Source organism: Streptomyces sp. MB09-01, assembly GCF_033794505.1.
Taxonomy (GTDB): domain Bacteria; phylum Actinomycetota; class Actinomycetes; order Streptomycetales; family Streptomycetaceae; genus Streptomyces.
Genome location: NZ_JARAYQ010000004.1, coordinates 66,730 through 83,270, shown reverse-complemented (window position 1 = coordinate 83,270; position 16,541 = coordinate 66,730). Strand labels below are relative to the sequence as shown.

General features: G+C 71.0%; 12 protein-coding genes. 7 read left to right on the top strand and 5 right to left on the bottom strand.

Going from position 1 to position 16,541, the window contains the following annotated elements; translation table 11 throughout:
- Positions 1–195: 195 nt before the first annotated feature.
- Together PV721_RS01940 and PV721_RS01935 are read left to right on the top strand one after the other, a co-directional pair.
- A complete protein-coding gene (locus PV721_RS01940) occupies positions 196–3,963 on the top strand; it encodes a bifunctional glycosyltransferase family 2 protein/CDP-glycerol:glycerophosphate glycerophosphotransferase (protein WP_319720993.1) in 3,768 nt (1,255 codons plus the stop codon).
- Positions 3,956–5,464 carry a hypothetical protein gene (locus PV721_RS01935; RefSeq protein ID WP_319720989.1) on the top strand — a complete coding sequence of 503 codons (1,509 nt, stop codon included), beginning with the start codon at positions 3,956–3,958 and terminating at the stop codon, positions 5,462–5,464. The genes PV721_RS01940 and PV721_RS01935 overlap by 8 nt, the downstream gene beginning before the upstream one ends.
- Here PV721_RS01935 and PV721_RS01930 read toward each other — a convergent pair.
- From PV721_RS01930 to PV721_RS01920, 3 genes are all read right to left on the bottom strand, one after another.
- Positions 5,448–6,419: an endonuclease/exonuclease/phosphatase family protein gene (locus PV721_RS01930; RefSeq protein WP_319720988.1), complete on the bottom strand. Its 972-nt coding sequence runs from the start codon at positions 6,417–6,419 to the stop codon at positions 5,448–5,450. The two genes, PV721_RS01935 and PV721_RS01930, sit on opposite strands and share 17 nt — an antisense overlap.
- 109 nt (positions 6,420–6,528) lie before the next feature.
- Positions 6,529–8,046 (bottom strand): UDP-N-acetylmuramoyl-L-alanyl-D-glutamate--2,6-diaminopimelate ligase, encoded by a 1,518-nt coding sequence (locus PV721_RS01925; RefSeq protein WP_319720987.1) that lies wholly within the window; start codon positions 8,044–8,046, stop codon positions 6,529–6,531.
- Between the two features lie 197 nt (positions 8,047–8,243).
- Positions 8,244–8,381: a hypothetical protein gene (locus tag PV721_RS01920; RefSeq protein ID WP_319720986.1), complete on the bottom strand. Its 138-nt coding sequence runs from the start codon at positions 8,379–8,381 to the stop codon at positions 8,244–8,246.
- Positions 8,382–8,445: 64 nt separating this feature from the next.
- Here PV721_RS01920 and PV721_RS01915 point away from each other — a divergent pair, with 64 nt between their 5' ends.
- From PV721_RS01915 to PV721_RS01900, 4 genes are all read left to right on the top strand, one after another.
- Positions 8,446–9,408, top strand: a complete 963-nt coding sequence (locus tag PV721_RS01915; protein ID WP_319720985.1) for an aldo/keto reductase — start codon at positions 8,446–8,448, stop codon at positions 9,406–9,408.
- 97 nt (positions 9,409–9,505) lie between these two features.
- Positions 9,506–11,005 (top strand): alpha/beta hydrolase, encoded by a 1,500-nt coding sequence (locus PV721_RS01910; protein ID WP_319720984.1) that lies wholly within the window; start codon positions 9,506–9,508, stop codon positions 11,003–11,005.
- Positions 11,006–11,120: 115 nt separating this feature from the next.
- The gene (locus tag PV721_RS01905; protein WP_319720983.1) at positions 11,121–11,930 is read left to right on the top strand and encodes an MBL fold metallo-hydrolase; all 810 of its coding nucleotides are present in this window, start codon (positions 11,121–11,123) and stop codon (positions 11,928–11,930) included.
- A 144-nt stretch (positions 11,931–12,074) separates the two neighbouring features.
- Complete coding sequence (locus PV721_RS01900) at positions 12,075–12,797, top strand: transcriptional regulator (protein WP_319720982.1); 723 nt, start codon at positions 12,075–12,077, stop codon at positions 12,795–12,797.
- A 65-nt stretch (positions 12,798–12,862) separates the two neighbouring features.
- Here the strand turns inward: PV721_RS01900 and PV721_RS01895 are convergent, their stop codons facing one another.
- Positions 12,863–14,299: a nucleobase:cation symporter-2 family protein gene (locus tag PV721_RS01895; RefSeq protein ID WP_319720981.1), complete on the bottom strand. Its 1,437-nt coding sequence runs from the start codon at positions 14,297–14,299 to the stop codon at positions 12,863–12,865.
- Positions 14,300–15,014: 715 nt separating this feature from the next.
- On the opposite strand from PV721_RS01895, the gene PV721_RS01885 reads away from it, so the two are divergent.
- Entirely contained in the window at positions 15,015–15,188 is a 174-nt protein-coding gene (locus PV721_RS01885) for a hypothetical protein (RefSeq protein ID WP_319720980.1), read from the top strand.
- Positions 15,189–15,201: 13 nt separating this feature from the next.
- Here PV721_RS01885 and PV721_RS01880 read toward each other — a convergent pair whose 3' ends face one another.
- Positions 15,202–16,500, bottom strand: coding sequence for an MFS transporter (locus PV721_RS01880; protein ID WP_319720979.1), 1,299 nt, complete (start codon positions 16,498–16,500; stop codon positions 15,202–15,204).
- Positions 16,501–16,541 lie beyond the last annotated feature (41 nt).

The following is a 16,541-nucleotide window of genomic DNA, read 5'->3' as shown; positions in this document are numbered from 1 at the left end:
TTTTTTTCCAACAGAAGATCGCAAAACGAGTTTTTGGCTGGTTTGTTGGCTTGGGGAAGTGTATAAGGAGAAGAGGGTCGAGTGTGCGGGGAGCGGTGGGTGACCAGATTCAGGGGCGGGTCTGGCGGCGCGTCGCGGCGATTCCCGGTGCGCTGTGAGAAGTGTGTCTACCAAGGAGTTTTCTGAGTGGCAGGTATGCCCCGCCTGAGCGTCGTCGTGCCCTTTCAGGACGTCGAGATCTATCTCGAGGAGTGTCTCGAGTCGATAGCCAGGCAGACGTTCCGCGACCTTGAAGTGATCATGGTCGACGACGGCTCGACCGACTCCTCGACCGCCATCGCCGCCGACTTCGCCCGCCGCGACCCGCGGTTCCGGCTGCTGCGGCAGGAGCCGATGGGACCGGGCCACGCCAGGAACGTCGGCATCCGCGCAGCCCATCCCCAAGCGGATTTCCTCGCGTTCGTCGACGGCGACGACGTGATCCCCGAGTACGCCTACGAGTTGCTCGTGCGGACCCTCGAAGCCTCCGGCTCCGACTTCGTCTCGGGCAACGTGCAGATGATGAACTCCACCAAGAGGTGGCAGTCCCCGCTGCACAAGGCGCCCATGCGGAGCAGCAAGCGCGGCACGCACATCACCAAGCTGCCGGACCTCATCTACGACCGCACGGTGTGGAACAAGGTGTTCCGGCGGTCCTTCTGGGACTACCACTACATCGCGTTCCCCGAGGGCGTGATGTACGAGGACTCCTGGGTCAACATGTTCGCCCACTTCCGGGCCGCCAAGGTCGACATCCTCACGGACATCGTCTACTTCTGGCGCCGGCGCGAGGGCGGCGCCGCGCCCTCCATCACCCAGCGACACACCGAGTTCAGCAACCTCCGGGACCGCGTCGCCGCGGTGCAGTCGGTCAGCCGCTTCCTCGCCGGGCACCGTGCGCGCTCCTACTCCGACCACAAGCGCAAGTACGATCTCGCCTGTCTGAAGTCGGACTTGATGCTGCACCTGAAGGTGCTCCCGGACGCCGACGAGGAGTACCGCGACGCCTTCATGCGGTGGGCCAACGAGTTCCTGGACGAGGCCGACGCCGACATCATCCACGAACTGCCCGCCGACGCCCGAGTCAAGTGGCTCCTGGTGCGCGAGGGCCGGCTCAAAGAGCTGCTCGACGTCGTCGAGTTCGAGCGCAAGGGCGGTCCCCTGCCCGTTCAGCGGCGCTTCCACCGCTACCTCAACTACCCCTACCTCGGCGACCGTTCGGTCGGGATAGACAAGAGCGCCTACCGGCTGGACAAGGAACTCTCGCTGCACGGGTCGCTGACCGGCGCGCGCTGGGACGACTCCGAGCACCTGACCCTCGAGGGGTCCGCGTACGTGCGCTTCATCAACGTGCACAAGCGGCACATGTCGATGAAGGCGATCGCCCTGCGGAACAAGAAGCAGGGCAGGGTGGTCGTCGCCAAGGCGAAGACGACCTACTACCCGCAGGCCACCGAGTACTCCCAGCAGAGCCGCTACTGCTACGACTGGTCCGGATTCCAGGTCCGCTTCGACGTCTCCCGCCTCAAGCGCAAGGGCGAGTGGACGGAAGGGACCTGGGACGTGGCGGCCGGCGTCCTCAGCCGCGGGCTGTTCCGCTACAAGGGCATAGCCCGGGGCGGCGCGGGCAGTGCGGCCAACCCGCCCTACCAGTACGTGGAGAAGAACACCCGCGTCGTACCGCTCTTCATCCAGGGCAAGCTCAAGCTCCGCGTGGAGAGGGTGCGTTGCCGCATCACCCGGCACCGGATCGTCGGCGACCACCTCGAGCTCCGGGGCGTCTACCTCGGCCCCAAGCTCCCCGAGTGGGGCAAGTTCCGGGTCACCAGCATGGGCGGCGCCGGCCGGCACGACGCGTGGGTCCACTTCCAGCCGGGCGGCGAGGGGTGGTTCACCTTCGTGACCCGCATCCCGACCAAGGCGCTCGTCCCCGGTCACCGCACCAACTCCTCCGACGGGGTCCCTGAGTCCTGGAACACCGGCGCGAACGGCTGGAAGACCACCCTGCACGTCGAGGGACGCAAGGCTGCCATCTACCCCGTCATGGCGGAGGACGCCACCGACGGCCACTACCGGATCCCGGCCGGACTGCAGACCGAGCGCGGCGACCGGGAGGTCTTCGTGCACCGCAACGGCTCCGGCTACGTCGTGCTGTTCGAGCGGGACACCCTGCCGCTGGCCAAGTCCGCCACGTGGCGCGAGGACGGCTCGCTGGAGGTCGTGGTCGGTTACGCCGGGCAGGACACGCTCGACGCCTCCGAGTACGCGGCGGCGCACATCGTCGTGCGCTCCCGGGCCCACGGCGCGGAACGCGTGGTCCCGATCACCTGGTACGGCGAGGAGTTCCGCTTCGTCGTCACGCCCGCGGCGATGCGGACCCTGGCCGGCGAGGTCCCGCTGGCCGCCGGTCGCTGGGACTTCTTCCTGCGCCGTCAGGACCCTTCCGCCGTCAGCGCGGAGGACCGCTCCAACGACCTCATGGTCAAGATGACACAGGAGCTGATCCCCGCCTTCCCCAGCGAGATGACCAGCAACGAGCGGCGCTACGAGGTCCAGGCGGAGGCCTACGACCGGCTCTCGCTCCTGGTCCACTCGGCCATGCCGGAAGAGGCCCGCGGCCCGTACCGGCAGAAGCTGATGCGCACCAAGACCTATCCGGAGGCCCGCCGCAAGCCGCTGACCCGCGCCGTGCTGTTCGACGCCTTCAAGGGGACCCAGTACTCGGACAGCCCCCGCGCGCTCCACGAGGAGATGGTCCGGCGCGGCGTGGACCTCGAGCACCTGTGGGTGGTGCGCGACGACCAGGTCGCCGTTCCGCCCACCGCGCGCCCCGTCCGCATGTGGTCCCCCGACTGGTACGAGGCCATGGGCCGGGCCCGCTACATCGTCGCCAACAACCACCTTCCCGACTGGTTCGAGAAGCGCGACGGCCAGGTCGTCGTGCAGACCTGGCACGGCACCCCGCTCAAGCGCATCGGGCACGACATCGAGGCCGTGCACTTCGCGGACAAGCGCTACCTGGAACGCGTGGAGAAGGAGGTGCAGAACTGGGACATGCTCGTGTCCCCGAACAGCTTCAGCACCCCGATCCTCAAGCGGGCCTTCCAGTTCCCGGGCGAGATGGTCGAGAGCGGCTATCCGCGCAACGACGTCCTGCGCCGGGCGGACTCCGGCCGACGGGCGGCGGAAGTGCGCCGCCGCATCGGCCTCCCGCCGGGCAAGAAGGTCATCATGTACGCGCCGACCTGGCGCGACGACCAGTTCTACGCACCCGGCAAGTACAAGCTCGACTTCCGCATCGACCTCGACGACGCCAAGGCGCAGCTGAGCCACGACCACGTCCTGCTCGTGCGGCGCCACCCCAACGTGGTGGACCCGGTGCCCGGTGCCGGCGACGGCTTCGTCTACGACGTGTCCGACTACCCGGACATGGCGGACCTCTCCCTCATCGCCGACGTGATGATCACGGACTACTCCTCCCTGATGTTCGACTTCGTCAACACCGGGCGGCCGATCCTCTTCTTCACGTACGACCTGGACCACTACCGGGACACCCTGCGCGGCTTCTACTTCGACTTCGAGCAGTCCGCGCCGGGTCCGCTGCTGTTCAGCTCCCCCGAACTGATCGGGGCGATCCGCAACATCGACAGCATCCAGCACGGCTACGCCGCCCGCTACCGCTGGTTCCAGCAGGAGTTCTGCGATCTGGACGACGGCTACGCCTCGGCCAGGCTGACCGACCGCATCCTGATCGCCGGGGGCGACCTCGACCCCGCGCGGGCCCAGGCGCCGGCCGTCGGCGCGGCGGGCGGCCGGGTACCGGGCCAGCCGGGCCAGTCGGGCCAGCCAGGTCCCTGGAACGGAGGCACCCTCGGCCAGGTGCCGCGCCAGCCGGTGAGAAGAATGGATTCCGAGCATGTCTAAGGCAGCCCAGAACGCGCGTCGCGTCTTCACCGGCGTGGACACCTCCGGGGCGGTGCCCATCGAGTACCGCTTCTCCCACGCGAGGAACGGCAACCGCCATCTGGTCGTGGTCTTCGCGAACTTCACCGCGCCCGGTGAGTACGGCTGGTCGAACGGAGTGCTCGACAAGGTCCGGTCGAACATCCTGTGGGTCCGCGACCTCTTCGACGGTGCGAACAGCTACTACCTGTGCAAGGGGATGGACTTCTCCCTGGAGCAGTCCGTCGCCGGGCTCATCTCGCGGGTCATGAACGCGCTGTCCCTCTCGCCGGACGAAGTGACCATGTTCGGCAGCTCCAAGGGCGGCAGCGCGGCCCTGTTCTTCGGCTTGAAGTACGGCTTCAGGAACATCGTGGCCAGCGTGCCCCAGTTCCTGATCGGGACGTACGTCAAGGAGGGCATCCCCGGGGCGGCCCGGATGATGATGGGCGAGGTGACGGAGCAGAACGTGCGCACCCTCGACTCGATCCTCCCGGACCTGGTGCGGAGCGGCGCCAACCACTCGGCCAACATCTACATGATCACGTCCCCCCAGGACGAGCAGTACAAGCGGCAGGTGGAACCGTTCATAGGGCTGTTCCAAGGGCGCGAGAACTTCAACTTCGTCTACAACGACTCTTCCCTCATCACCGACCACGGGAAGGTCACGCTGCGCAACCTCCCGACCATCATGGGGCTGCTGAACCTCCTCGTCGACGGGATCACCCCACGGTTCGGCATGGTGCGCAACGGTTTCGAGCAGCCGGAGCGCGACACCTCGGCGATCGACGCGTACCTGACGCAGACCTCGCAGGTGAAGGGTGACTCCTTCCCCAAGCCGGTGGTGCTGTCGCCGGCGCCGGAGGAGCGGGTGCCCGCCAACACCGTCCGCTTCACCGGCACCGCCCAGGGCGCCGTACGGGTCAGCTTCTGGCAGGACGGCAAGTACCAGGGCGCCGCGCCCGTCGCCGCCGACAGCACGTGGGTCTGGGAGCGCACCAGCCCGTGGCCCAAGGGCAGGCACGTCGTCAGGCTTTTCGGCGCGGACGCGAACAACTACCAGACCGAGCGCACCGAAGTGGTCTTCACCGCTGTGGAGCACGCGTCCGAGCCCCTGCCCGACTACGTACCGGCGCCCCCGCCGCCGCCGAGGCCGGCCCAGCCCCTCGCGCTCTCGGTGACGGCCCCGGCCGCCCACCAGCAGGTGCAGGGCCCCGCCGTCGGATTCGCGGGCTACGCGCCCGGCGCCGTGCGCGTGGACTTCCAGGAGGGCGGCGTGACCCTCGGCACCTGCGACGTGCGGTCCGACGGCAGCTGGGTCTGGGAATCGGGCTGGGCCTGGAACGAGGGCGACCACTTCGTCGAGGCCATCGCGGTCGACGCCGTCGGCAACGCCTCCCCGTGGACGGCCGTCCCCTTCACCACGGTGAACGGCTACACCGTGCCCACCCAGCAGGGAAACTACTTCAACTCGCGCTACTGAAGCCGGGGTCGGCGGAGGGGGCGGAAGGAGTGGCCGACGGAGCGTCGGCGGGACGGCGCACCCGCATCACCAGCGGCCGGTGGTCGGAGGCCTTGGTGTCCACGACCTCGCAGGAGGTGCGGGGCAGCTCCGTGAAGAGGTAGTCAATCTTCGTGCCGTCCTTGTGGGTGGCCTTGCCCTTCCGGGAGTCGCCCTTCTGATCGCACTCCCGGTACGTGTCGTAGGTCTCCGACGGCCAGATCCAGGCGGAGGTGTTCCGGTTGCCCACCGGCGGCGGAGCGTTGAAGTCGCCGCCGAAGACCGTACGGGCGTCGGTCGACGCGGTGGCGACCAGCGAGCTCAGCTGGTCGTCGCGGAAGTCCCAGTCGGGGTGCTCGTCGTCGCTCTCCCGCAGCGACAGGTGAGCGTTGCACACCCGCAGCCCCTGGGCCGGGACCCGCGCGCACAGGATCCCGCGGTGCAGTCCCACCCTCGGCTGCTCGGTCGGAACCACCTCCACATCGGTGAGCCGGGAGGCGGCCAGCAGACCGTAGCCGGCCTGGCCGCGCCCCTGCCCGGTGCACGCGACGCTGGCGCGCCGGCCCGCCGCATCCACGTCGGCGTACGGTTCGAAGACGGAGTGCCACTCCGGGCCCAGGCGCCCGGCCGAGGACAGCAGGTCCTCCGAGCACACCTCCTGCAGGAGCAGGACGCGTACGCCGGAGTCGCCGACCAGGTCGCGCAGCTGCTGCAACTTGTCCTTCGGGCTGCCGGTCTCCTCGCAGCTCCACTGCCGCACCCCGCACATGTTCCAGGTCGCGACGGCGACCTCGTCCCCGCTCCCGGCGCCCGCGACCGAAGCCGGGGTCTGCGCGGACGTGCACGCCACCACCGAGGTCAGCAGGCTCAGGGTCGCCGCCGCGCGGCCGAACCGGCGGCCGGACGGCCACCGCCCGGTCTCCTTGTGTCTCTCCATGCGGACATCATTGGGTATCCGCCGGTCAGACCGTGCATCGGCCCGGGGGTGAACGGCTGCGGCACGCGCTCCGGGCTGCCGCGGGGGCCGGCCGCCGCGCCTCGACGGCCTACGCCGGGAGTACGGGCGCGGCCCGGCCGGGGACCCGGGCCGCGGAGAGTTCGCGCACCGTGGACATGTCGCTGAAGGGGATCAGCGCCTCGCCCACGATCTGGTAGGGCTCGCTGCCCTTCCCGGCGATCAGGACGATGTCCTCGGGACCCGCGGCCGACAGGGCGAACCCGATCGCCCGGCGGCGGTCGGCGAAGCGCTCGAACGGGGTGCCGGTCGCCACGAGGCCCGGGGCGACCTGGTCCAGGATGGCCTCGGGGTCTTCGTTGCGGGGTTTGTCCGAGGTGAGGACACAGAGGTCGGAGTGGGTTCCGGCGATCCTCCCCATGTCGGCCCGCTTGGTGGTGTCGCGGTCCCCGCCGCAGCCGAAGACGGTGACGACCCGGCCGCGCGCGAAGCCGCGGATGGTGGTCAGGACCTTGTCCAGGGAGTCCGGCGAGTGGGCGTAGTCCACGATCACGGAGGTGCCGAGCGGGGTCCGGAAGCGTTCGAACCGGCCCGGTACGGGAGGCATCCGGTCGAGTGCGTCGACCAGGGCGCCCAGGTCGTGGCCCAGCACGTGGCAGGCGGCCACGGTGGCGAGTGCGTTGGCCACCGAGAACTTCCCCGGAACGGGGATCGACGCCGGATACGCGCGCCCGCCGTGGTGGAGGGTGAACCGCGTGCCGGACGCACTCACGGCGAGGCCGGTGGCCCGGTAGTCCGCCGGGGCGTCGATCGCGCAGGTGGTCACCGCCCCGGGCATCATCGACCGGATCCCTGCGCCCACGGGATCGTCGGCATTGACCACGGCGTGCCGGCACAGGCCCTGGAACAGCCGGAGTTTGGCGTCCCGGTAGTTCGCCATCGTGCCGTGATCGTCCAGATGGTCCTGCGTCAGATTGGTGAAGACGCCGACATCGATGAAGGTCCGGTCCACCCGGTGCGTCAGCAGGGCCATCGAGGTGGCCTCCAGCACCACGCTGCCGGCGCCGCGGTCGCGCATGCACCCCAGCAGGTACTGCAGGTCCGGCGACTCCGGAGTGGTCAGCACCGAACGCGGCATCGGGATCAGCTCGTCGCCGATGCGGCTGCCGGCGGTCCCGATGACCCCCACCTTCGCGCCCTCGGAGATCCGCAGGGCGGACTCGACCATGTACGACACGGACGTCTTGCCGTTGGTACCGGTGATCGCCACCATGTCCATCTGCCGCCCGGGCTCGCCGAAGTACCGCGAGGTCACGACCGCGGCCGCCGTCCGGGTGTCGGGCACCCGCACGGCGCAGGCGCCCGACGGCCACACCGACGCCGGAAGGGCCGGCTCCCTGCCGTCGACGAGAACCGCGGCCGCTCCGCGGGCGAGTGCGGGCGACACGGAGTCCGGTCCGCCCTCCCGGTGCCCGGGCACGGCGATGAACAGCGAACCGGGCATCACCCGATCCGCGTCGAACGTCGTTCCCGCGGTGATCGACGTCGTCTCCGGGTCACCCCGCAGGACATGGTGCTCCTGCCCGGCCAGCAACTCGCTCAGCTTCACAATGATCCCTTCGAGGGGGCTCGGCCCGGGCGTGCGGCCGTAGCCAGGCGGCAGCGCCGGCGGCGTGCCGGGAAGCTGCTGTGGTGACGTGGAGCGGGGCGGGCCGTCGTCCGACGAGCGCGGGACGACGAGATGGCTCGGTCCGGCAGGAGAGCCCTGACCATGCGTGGAGCAGCGGCGCGCCGGGAGGAGGAGCGCTAGCCGTGGCCGTGCAGGGCGACCCGACGGGTCTCGGGCGCCTCGACGTCAGACGCGGCGGCGGGGGCGACGGCGGCCGGGCGCAGTCCGGAGGCGGCCTGCTGCAGGCAGTGCCCCGTCGAACCCTTGCGACCCATGGCCCGAGTGTACGGCCGATCGGGCGACGCGAAGCCCACGTCGGACACCCCCTAGGGTGGCCTGGTGACGAACGAGACTGTGGGCATGAGCGGCGAGGCGCGGGTGCTGTACGGGTGCATGGGTCTCGGCGGGAGCTGGGAGCCCGGTGCGTACGGGCCCGGCGACATCGACACCGCCGAGGCGGCCATCGATGCCGCCCTGGAGAGCGGGATCACCACCTTCGACCACGCGGACATCTACAGGCACGGGAAGGCCGAGGCCGTCTTCGGCGAGGTGCTCGCCCGCACGCCGGGGCTGCGCGAGCGCATCACGCTCCAGACCAAGTGCGGGATCCGGCTCGGCGGCGCGGACCGCCCGGGCATCTACGACCTCCGCGGGGAGAGCATCGTGCGGCGGGTGGAGGAGAGCCTGACCCGGCTGCGCACCGACGTGATCGACGTCCTCCTGCTGCACCGTCCCGATCCGCTGGCGGACGTGGACTCCGTCGCGTCGGCGCTCACGTCCCTGCACCGGCAGGGTCTCGTACGGCGCTTCGGCGTGTCCAACATGGGCGCCGCGCAGATCGCCCACCTCCAGGCACGCCTCGACGTCCCGCTGGTGGCCAACCAGCTGGAGATGAGCCTGCACAGCCGTGACTGGGTCGAGGCCGGAGTGCTGCTCAACACGCCCGGTTCCGCGGCCAACGGCTTCCCGTTCGGCACGCTGGAACACTGCCGCGACCACGGCATCCGCCTCCAGGCGTGGGGTGCGCTGGCGCAGGGCCGCTTCACCGGCCGCCAGCAGACGCCGGCCGAGCGGGCCACCGCGGACCTGCTGGCCGAGCTGGCCCGGCGCAAGGACACGACGCCCGAGGCGGTCCTGCTGTGGTGGCTGATCCGGCACCCCGCGGGCATCGCGCCCGTCATCGGCACCGCCCGCCCCGACCGGATCCGCGCCTGCCGCGACGCGGCCGTACGGGAGCCCGACCTCACGCACGAGGAATGGTACGAGCTCTGGATCACGGCCCGCGGAGTCCCGCTGCCCTGATCCGGCAACCCGGCCGGGCGGCACGGGGGTTGGCCCCACCGGGAGCCGACCGGCCTGCTGGATGGTGCCCCGGCGCGAGATCAACAAGGCTTGCGCCATGACGACTTACCCGAAGCAGGCCCTGCTCCTCACCCTCGCCGCCGCCTCCGTGGCCACCGGTCTGACCACCCCGACCGCCGCCGCCGCACCGGCGGCCGCCCCGCAGCTCGGTTGGCACGCCTGCGCCGGTCCGGACGCGCCCGCCGGCCAGGAGTGCGCCGAGCTGCCCGTCCCGCTCGACTACGCCGACCCCGACGGCCGGCAGCTCACCGTCGCCGTCTCCCGCATCCGCAGCGACCGCCCCGAGGCCCGGCGCGGCACGCTCCTCGTGCTCCCCGGCGGTCCGGGCGGCTCCGGCATCCAGCGCCTGAAGCAGAAGGGCGACGCCCTCCGCCGCGAACTCGGCGGCGCGTACGACCTCGTGGCCTTCGATCCGCGCGGTGTGGGCGCCAGCACCACCGCGACCTGTGGCCTCGCCCCCGAGGACCGCTACCTCACCAGCCTGCGGTCCTGGCCGGGCCCGAACGGGGAGATCACCGAGAACGTCGCCCGCTCCCGGCGCATCGCCGAGGCCTGCGCCCTGGGCGGCGGCCCCGAGCTGCGCAGCTTCACCACCGCCAACCAGGTGCGCGACATGGACCGCTTCCGCGAGGCGCTCGGCGAGCGCAAGCTCTCCGCCTGGGGCACCTCGTACGGGACCTACGTGGGGGCCGTGTACGCGCAGAAGTACCCGCAGCGCACCGACCGCTGGGTCCTCGACAGCAGCGGCGACCCCGACCCGAAGCGGGTCGCCCGCGGCTGGCTGGCGAACATGTCGCAGGGCGCCGCGGACCGCTTCCCCGATCTCGCGGCCTGGGCGGCCCACCCCGACCGGGACGCGGACGGCCTGCGACTCGCCGGACGGCCGGAGGAGGTCGAGCCGCTCGTCGTCTCGCTCGCGGCCGCGCTGGACCGCGCGCCGAGGGAATCGACCACCCCGGGCGTGCCGCTGACCGGCAACGGCCTGCGCCAGGCCCTCCAGAACGCGCTCTACAGCGACTCCGCCTTCGCCCCCTTCGCCCGGCTCGTCAAGGAGGCCGCGGACCCGGCGAAGCAGCCCGTGCTCCCGCGCGAGCTCGCCCAGCCCATCCCGGACCCGGACGCCGCGCTCATGGTCGCCGTCATCTGCAACGACGTGGCGTGGCCAGACGCGCCGACGGCCTCGTACCAGCGCGCGGTCGACGCCGACCGCGCCCGCCACCCGCTCACGGCCGGCATGCCGGTGAACGTGCTGCCCTGCTCCTTCTGGAAGGACGCCCCGGCGCAGCAGCCGACCCGGATCACCGACGACGGGCCGTCCAACATCCTCATGCTCCAGAGCCGCCGGGACCCGGCGACCCCGCTCTTCGGAGGGCTGAAGATGCGTGAGGCGCTGGGCGACCGGGCCCGCCTGGTCACCGTCGAGCAGGGCGGCCACGGGCTCTACCTCGGCAACGGCAACGCGTGCGGCAACCGGGCCGTCACACAGTTCCTCACCACCGGCAGGCGTCCGGCCCGGGACACGGACTGCGGGAACTGAGGACGGCGCCGCGGCAGCCGCCTCCGTACGGCCGCCGCCTCCCGCGCGCGGTCGGAACCAGGCGGCGCCACGATGGAGGGAGAGCCCGAACCGCGCAGGGGGGGTGGAGAGCGCCATGAGCACGCACAAGCTGGGACCCGACATCACCGTTCTCGCGGACTGCCTGGAGGTTCCGGGCATCGGCTTCCTCCCCGTGAACGCCTTCGTCCTGCACTCGGAGCAGCCGGTGGTCGTCGACACCGGCCTCGGACTGCCCGACCGGGACTTCCTCGACACCCTCGGTTCGGTGCTAGACCCCGCCGACGTGCGGTGGATCTGGCTGACCCACCCCGACCGCGACCACACGGGCGGCCTCTTCGCCCTGCTCGAAGCCGCTCCCCGGGCGCGGGTGGTCACCACGTTCCTGGCCGCCGGCATCATGGCCACCGAGCGGCCGCTGCCCCTGGACCGGCTGTACTTCCTCAACCCGGGCCAGACCCTGGACGTGGGCGACCGGACGCTGCACGCGTTCCGGCCGCCGCTGTTCGACAACCCGGCCACCGTCGGCTTCTACGAGGACCGTTCGCGGACCTGTTTCAGCTCCGACTGCTTCGGCGGTCCGATGCCCTCCGCCGACGTCGCGTTGAGCACCGATGCCGGGGCGCTGCCGGCCGAGGACCTGAGGGCCTCCCAGCGGCTCTGGGCGAGCGTGGACAGCCCCTGGGTCCACGTGGTGGATCCGGACCGGTTCCTGTCCACCGTGGAGCCGCTGCGGGCGATGGATCCCCAGACCATCCTGTGCACGCACCTGCCGCCCGCGGTGGGCCGGACCGCGCAGTTCATCGACACCCTTGCCGCACTGCCCGGCCTCGATCCGTTCACGGGGCCGGACCAAGCCGCGCTGGAGCAGATGCTCGCGAACTTCGAACCTGGAGGGACTGGATAGCCTTTGAATCATAGGGAAATGGACGGTTGCACCCCGCTGAACATCAGCTGAACATCTGTTACTGTGCCCGCGCTTTGTGTTCATCCATCGATCCGTCCTCCCCTCGCACGCCTCGCGTCGAGGATGCTGCGAGGTGTCGCGTCCGTGCACAGCACTCCGTTCTCCCCGGCCGAGGCCAGGTCCGCACGAGCCTGCATGGGCCTGTCCCCGACCCAGGTGGCCCACTTCATGGCGACCTGCGGCACGCCCGTCCACCCCCAGCTGGTGCTGGCCTGGGAGCAGGGCTCCGAGGTCCCCACCGACCGTCAACTCTTCGCCCTGGCCGACGTCCTGTGGTGCGAGGCGACGACGCTGATGGGCATCGAACCGCGCACCCTCGCCGAACACAGGCTGGCCCGCCGGCTCACCGTGGAGCGGCTCGCGTACCGCATAGGCATGGACCCCACCGAATACCGCGAGGCCGAAGCGGCGCAGCACTGGCGCGGGGACGCCTGGCAGACCCGGGCGCTCGTGGAAGCCCTGGGCCTGTCCTTGCGCAAGCTCATCGGGATCATGGGCCGGGTGGACGAGCTGGCGGAGCTCCTGAGGTCGGCCGTCGCCGGGCGGTGGAAGACGTACGTGGAACCGGTGGCGGAGATCGTCGTGGTGGACGCGACCAGCGTGGGGGACGCGCTGCGCACGATGCACCAGGAGTTCTCGCGGTTCTCGGAGCGGTACATGGGCCATCTGGTCGCGCGCAACGACGACGCCCGGCTCAAGGAGATCGCGGCGGAGCGCGCCGCCTACCTGCGCCGACTCGTCGACCACTTCTGGGAGTTGATCGGCGAGGAGGGCGAGGCGTCGCCGTTCCCGCTGGGCGGGCGCTGACGGGGCGACGCCGGGCCGGGAAGGGCACCCGCCCTCCCGGCCCCGCGGTACCCGCGGTACCCGCGTCAGCGGGAAGGGTGGGCCCCGAACCGCGGCTGCGCCGAGCCCTCTTCCCCGATGCCGTCCCAGTCGATCTCCGTCGTGGTGCGGCCCGTGAAGACGTTGAAGAGCAGGTTCAGCGTGATGGCCGTGAGGGCGCCCAGCGTGATCCCGCTGTCGAGGACCGCCCGGAGGCCGTCCGGCATCCGGTCGAAGAACGGGGCGACCGTGGCCGGCAGCAGGGCGGCGCCGAGACTGACCGCCAGGATCAGCGTGTTGCGCTCCTCGCGCAGATCGGCCTTCCCCAGGATCTGCACGCCGACCGCGGCGACGATGCCGAACATGGAGATCGCCGCCCCGCCCAGCACCGGGTGCGGGATCGAGGCGACGAGGCTGCCCGCCTTCGGCAGCAGCCCCAGGACGACCATGAACAGGCCGGCCGCGACGACCACGTACCGGCTCATGACCTTGGACATGCGCACGAGCCCGATGTTCTCGGCGAACGCCACGTACGGGAACGAGTTGAGGACGCCGCCGAGCACCGTCGCGGCGCCGTCGGCGCGCAGCGCCCGGGCGACCGTGTCGGCGTCGACCTTCCTGCGGGTGATCTCGCCGATCGCGTAGACGTCCCCGGTGGTCTCCACCATGGTGATCAGCATGACGACGAGCATGGCGACGATCGGGAGCAGCTCGAACCGCGGCATGCCGTAGTGGAAGGGTGTGGTGACCCCGAACCAGTCGGTCTGCCCCACCACCGCGAAATCGGCGTCGCCGAGGAGCCAGGCGACCGCCGTGCCCGCGACGAGGCCGAGCAGGACGGCCAGGCTGCTCAGGAACGGCTTGCCGATCCTGACCACGGTCAGGATGAAGAGCAGGGTTCCCAGGGCGTAGGCGAGGTTCTTCGGATCCCCGTACGCGGGGGTGCCGATGAGGTGGGCACCGCCGGCGGCGTCCTGCAGGGCCACCGGGATCAGCGTGATGCCGATGATCGTGAGGATCGTGCCGATGACGACCGGCGGGAAGTACTTCGCGAGCTTGCTGAAGAGCGGCGCGAAGAGGAAGGTCGCCATGCCCGCCGTGATCACCGCCCCGTAGACGACGAGGAGACCGGTGGTCCCGCCGCCCGCCCCGGTGCCTATGGCGATCATCGGCGAGACCGCGGTGAAGGTGACGCCCTGGACCAGGGGCAGCCGGGCACCGACCTTCCAGACGCCGAGGGCCTGGATGATCGAGGCCACACCGCAGGTCAGGAGGTCCGCGTTGATGAGGTGGACGAGCTCCTGGCGGGAGAGGCCCAGCGCGTTCCCGAGCAGGACCGGAACGATGACCGCCGCCGCGTAGAACGCGAGGACGTGCTGGAATCCGTAGAGGGCGAGCCGGGGGATCGGGAGCAGCTCGTCGACCGGGTGCGCGTGCGCGTGCGGGTGCGGTCGACGGGGGGACTGGCGGGGCATTCGTGCCATCTCTGCCTTGCCTTCGCGAGGTAGGTGAATGAGAGGACCGCCGCCCTCCAGCCCTGGGTGACAGGACGAGGGCAGGCCGGACGTACCGAGCCGACGCCGGTCGGTGTTGCCGACAACCGCTCCGCTCTGTGGTGCGTATTCATGTCCCGGGTGGGGGAACGTCCTTCGATCGATGCAGCAGATCCCCATTTGATCTTGAGATCCGAAGGGGGGATCGACCGAGGGCGCTCACCCTAGCCAAAGGCGGTGTTTCCTCGCGAGTAACCTCCTGCCCGGCGTCAGCGGAGGGTGTCGGCGACATGCGCCCCGTAGGCGCTTACTCCCGCCGAAACGGCCACGCCGGCGGTCCGCTCCACCGGATTCCGGGCGGTGCGGAGCGATCCGTCGGGACGCCCTGGTCGGCCGTCGCACCGCGACCGGCGTTCCCGTCATCGCCGTGGCCGTGCGCAACCCGTACGACGTCGTGCGTCTTCCCGACGTGACGGCGAGCCCGGCCACCTACTCGTGGACCGACCCCGAACTCCGGTGCGCAGCCCGGGTTCTCGCCGGCGCGGCCGGCGCCCGAGGACGCCTCCCCGGGGCCGTCCCACCGCTCTTCCGGCCCGGCCACGGCATCCAAAAAACCATCCGTACTTGTGGGTACTGGGGCCGAATGCCGCCGGATTTGATAGTTCTGGACTGGTCCGGTGTGAGAAAGCTGCGGGAAGGACACGGCATGTTCGATCTACTGCGCCCGGAGACCGTCGTGTGTCCCTTCTGCAAGGCCACCGCCGCCGACGGCGCGGTGCGGACCCTGCGGACCGGACCCTGTTCGCTCTCGGTGACCTGGCACGCCACCAACTGCCCGCACTACGCGGCCGACCGGATCCTCGCCGAGAAGGAGAACTGAGCACGGGCGGGCGTCAGGCCGCCGCGCCGCTCGGCTCCGCCTCCGCATCCCGGGCCGCCCGGCGGCGCAGCGCGTCCTCGTCGGTGTCGGCGTCGTAGGAGATCAGCTTCGGCAGCAGCGCCGCCAGCACCGCCACCGATGCCACGCAGGCCAGGCCGCCGCTCCAGAAGGCCGAGCGGGTGCCGGTCCATCCGGCCATCGTGCCCGCCCGGACCTGGCCCAGCTGCGGGCCCACGCTGTACGAGAGCACCTCGATGCCCGCGAGCCGGCCCCGCAGCTCCTCGGGGATCGTCTGGTTCCAGATCGTGGTGCGCCCCAGCCCGCTCAGCATGTCGCCGGCGCCCGCCACCGCGAGGCACAGCAGCACGGTCCAGATCCCGCCGGACGCGCCGGCCCCCGCGATCGCCAGCCCCCAGACCGTCGCCCCGGCCACCACCAGCTGCCCGTGCCGGCGGGTCCGGGACACCCAGCCGCTGGTCAGCCCCAGCACCAGGGAGCCCACGGCCCCCGCCGCGTACATCAGGCCCAGCGCCCACACCGCGTCCAGCTCGTCCGCGAGGAAGGGGAAGATCGCGTTCGGGAAGGCGAAGAGCATCGCCGCCAGGTCGACGGCGTACGTCCCCAGCAGCACGGGCCGGTTCCACGCGTACCGCGCGCCCTCGGCGATCCCGCGCAGCGAGGGACGCGCGGCGCCCCGCACGGGCGGCGCCGGGCTGAGCCGCAGGCACAGCAGCACGGAGACGAGGAAGCCCACGACGGTGACGGAGTAGGCCGAGGCGTACCCGGCGCAGGCGACGACCAGACCGGCCACCGCGGGTCCGGCGATCGCGCCGAACTGGTAGCGCAGCCCGTTGAGGGCGGCGGCCGCGGTCAGCTGGTCGTGCGGCACGATCCGCGCCATCAGCGAGTCCAGGGCCGGCCGCTGGAGCCCGGCCAGGGCCGACACGCCGGCCGCGACCACGTACAGCGGCCACAGCAGCGGATCCGGCAGCAGTGAGTTCACCAGCAGCACCAGGGCCAGCACCCCGAGCCCCGCCTCGGTCAGGAGGATCATCCGCCGCCGGTCGACCGCGTCGGCGAGGGCGCCCCCGTACAGCCCGAAGAGCACCAGCGGAACCAGCTCCACCGCGCCCGTCGCGCCGACCGCCAGAGGCGAGTCCGTCAGGTGTTTGATCTGGAGCGGCAGCGCGATCATCGCCATGAACGAGCCGAAGTACGTCACCGTCCCCTGGTAGAACAGCAGCCGGAAGTCGCGGCTGGACCGCCACGGTGCGAGATCGGGCAGTACGGCGGTCAGTCGGGAGGTGCTCACGAGATGCCATCGTCGGCGTGCGCCCGCGCCGTGGCAACGGA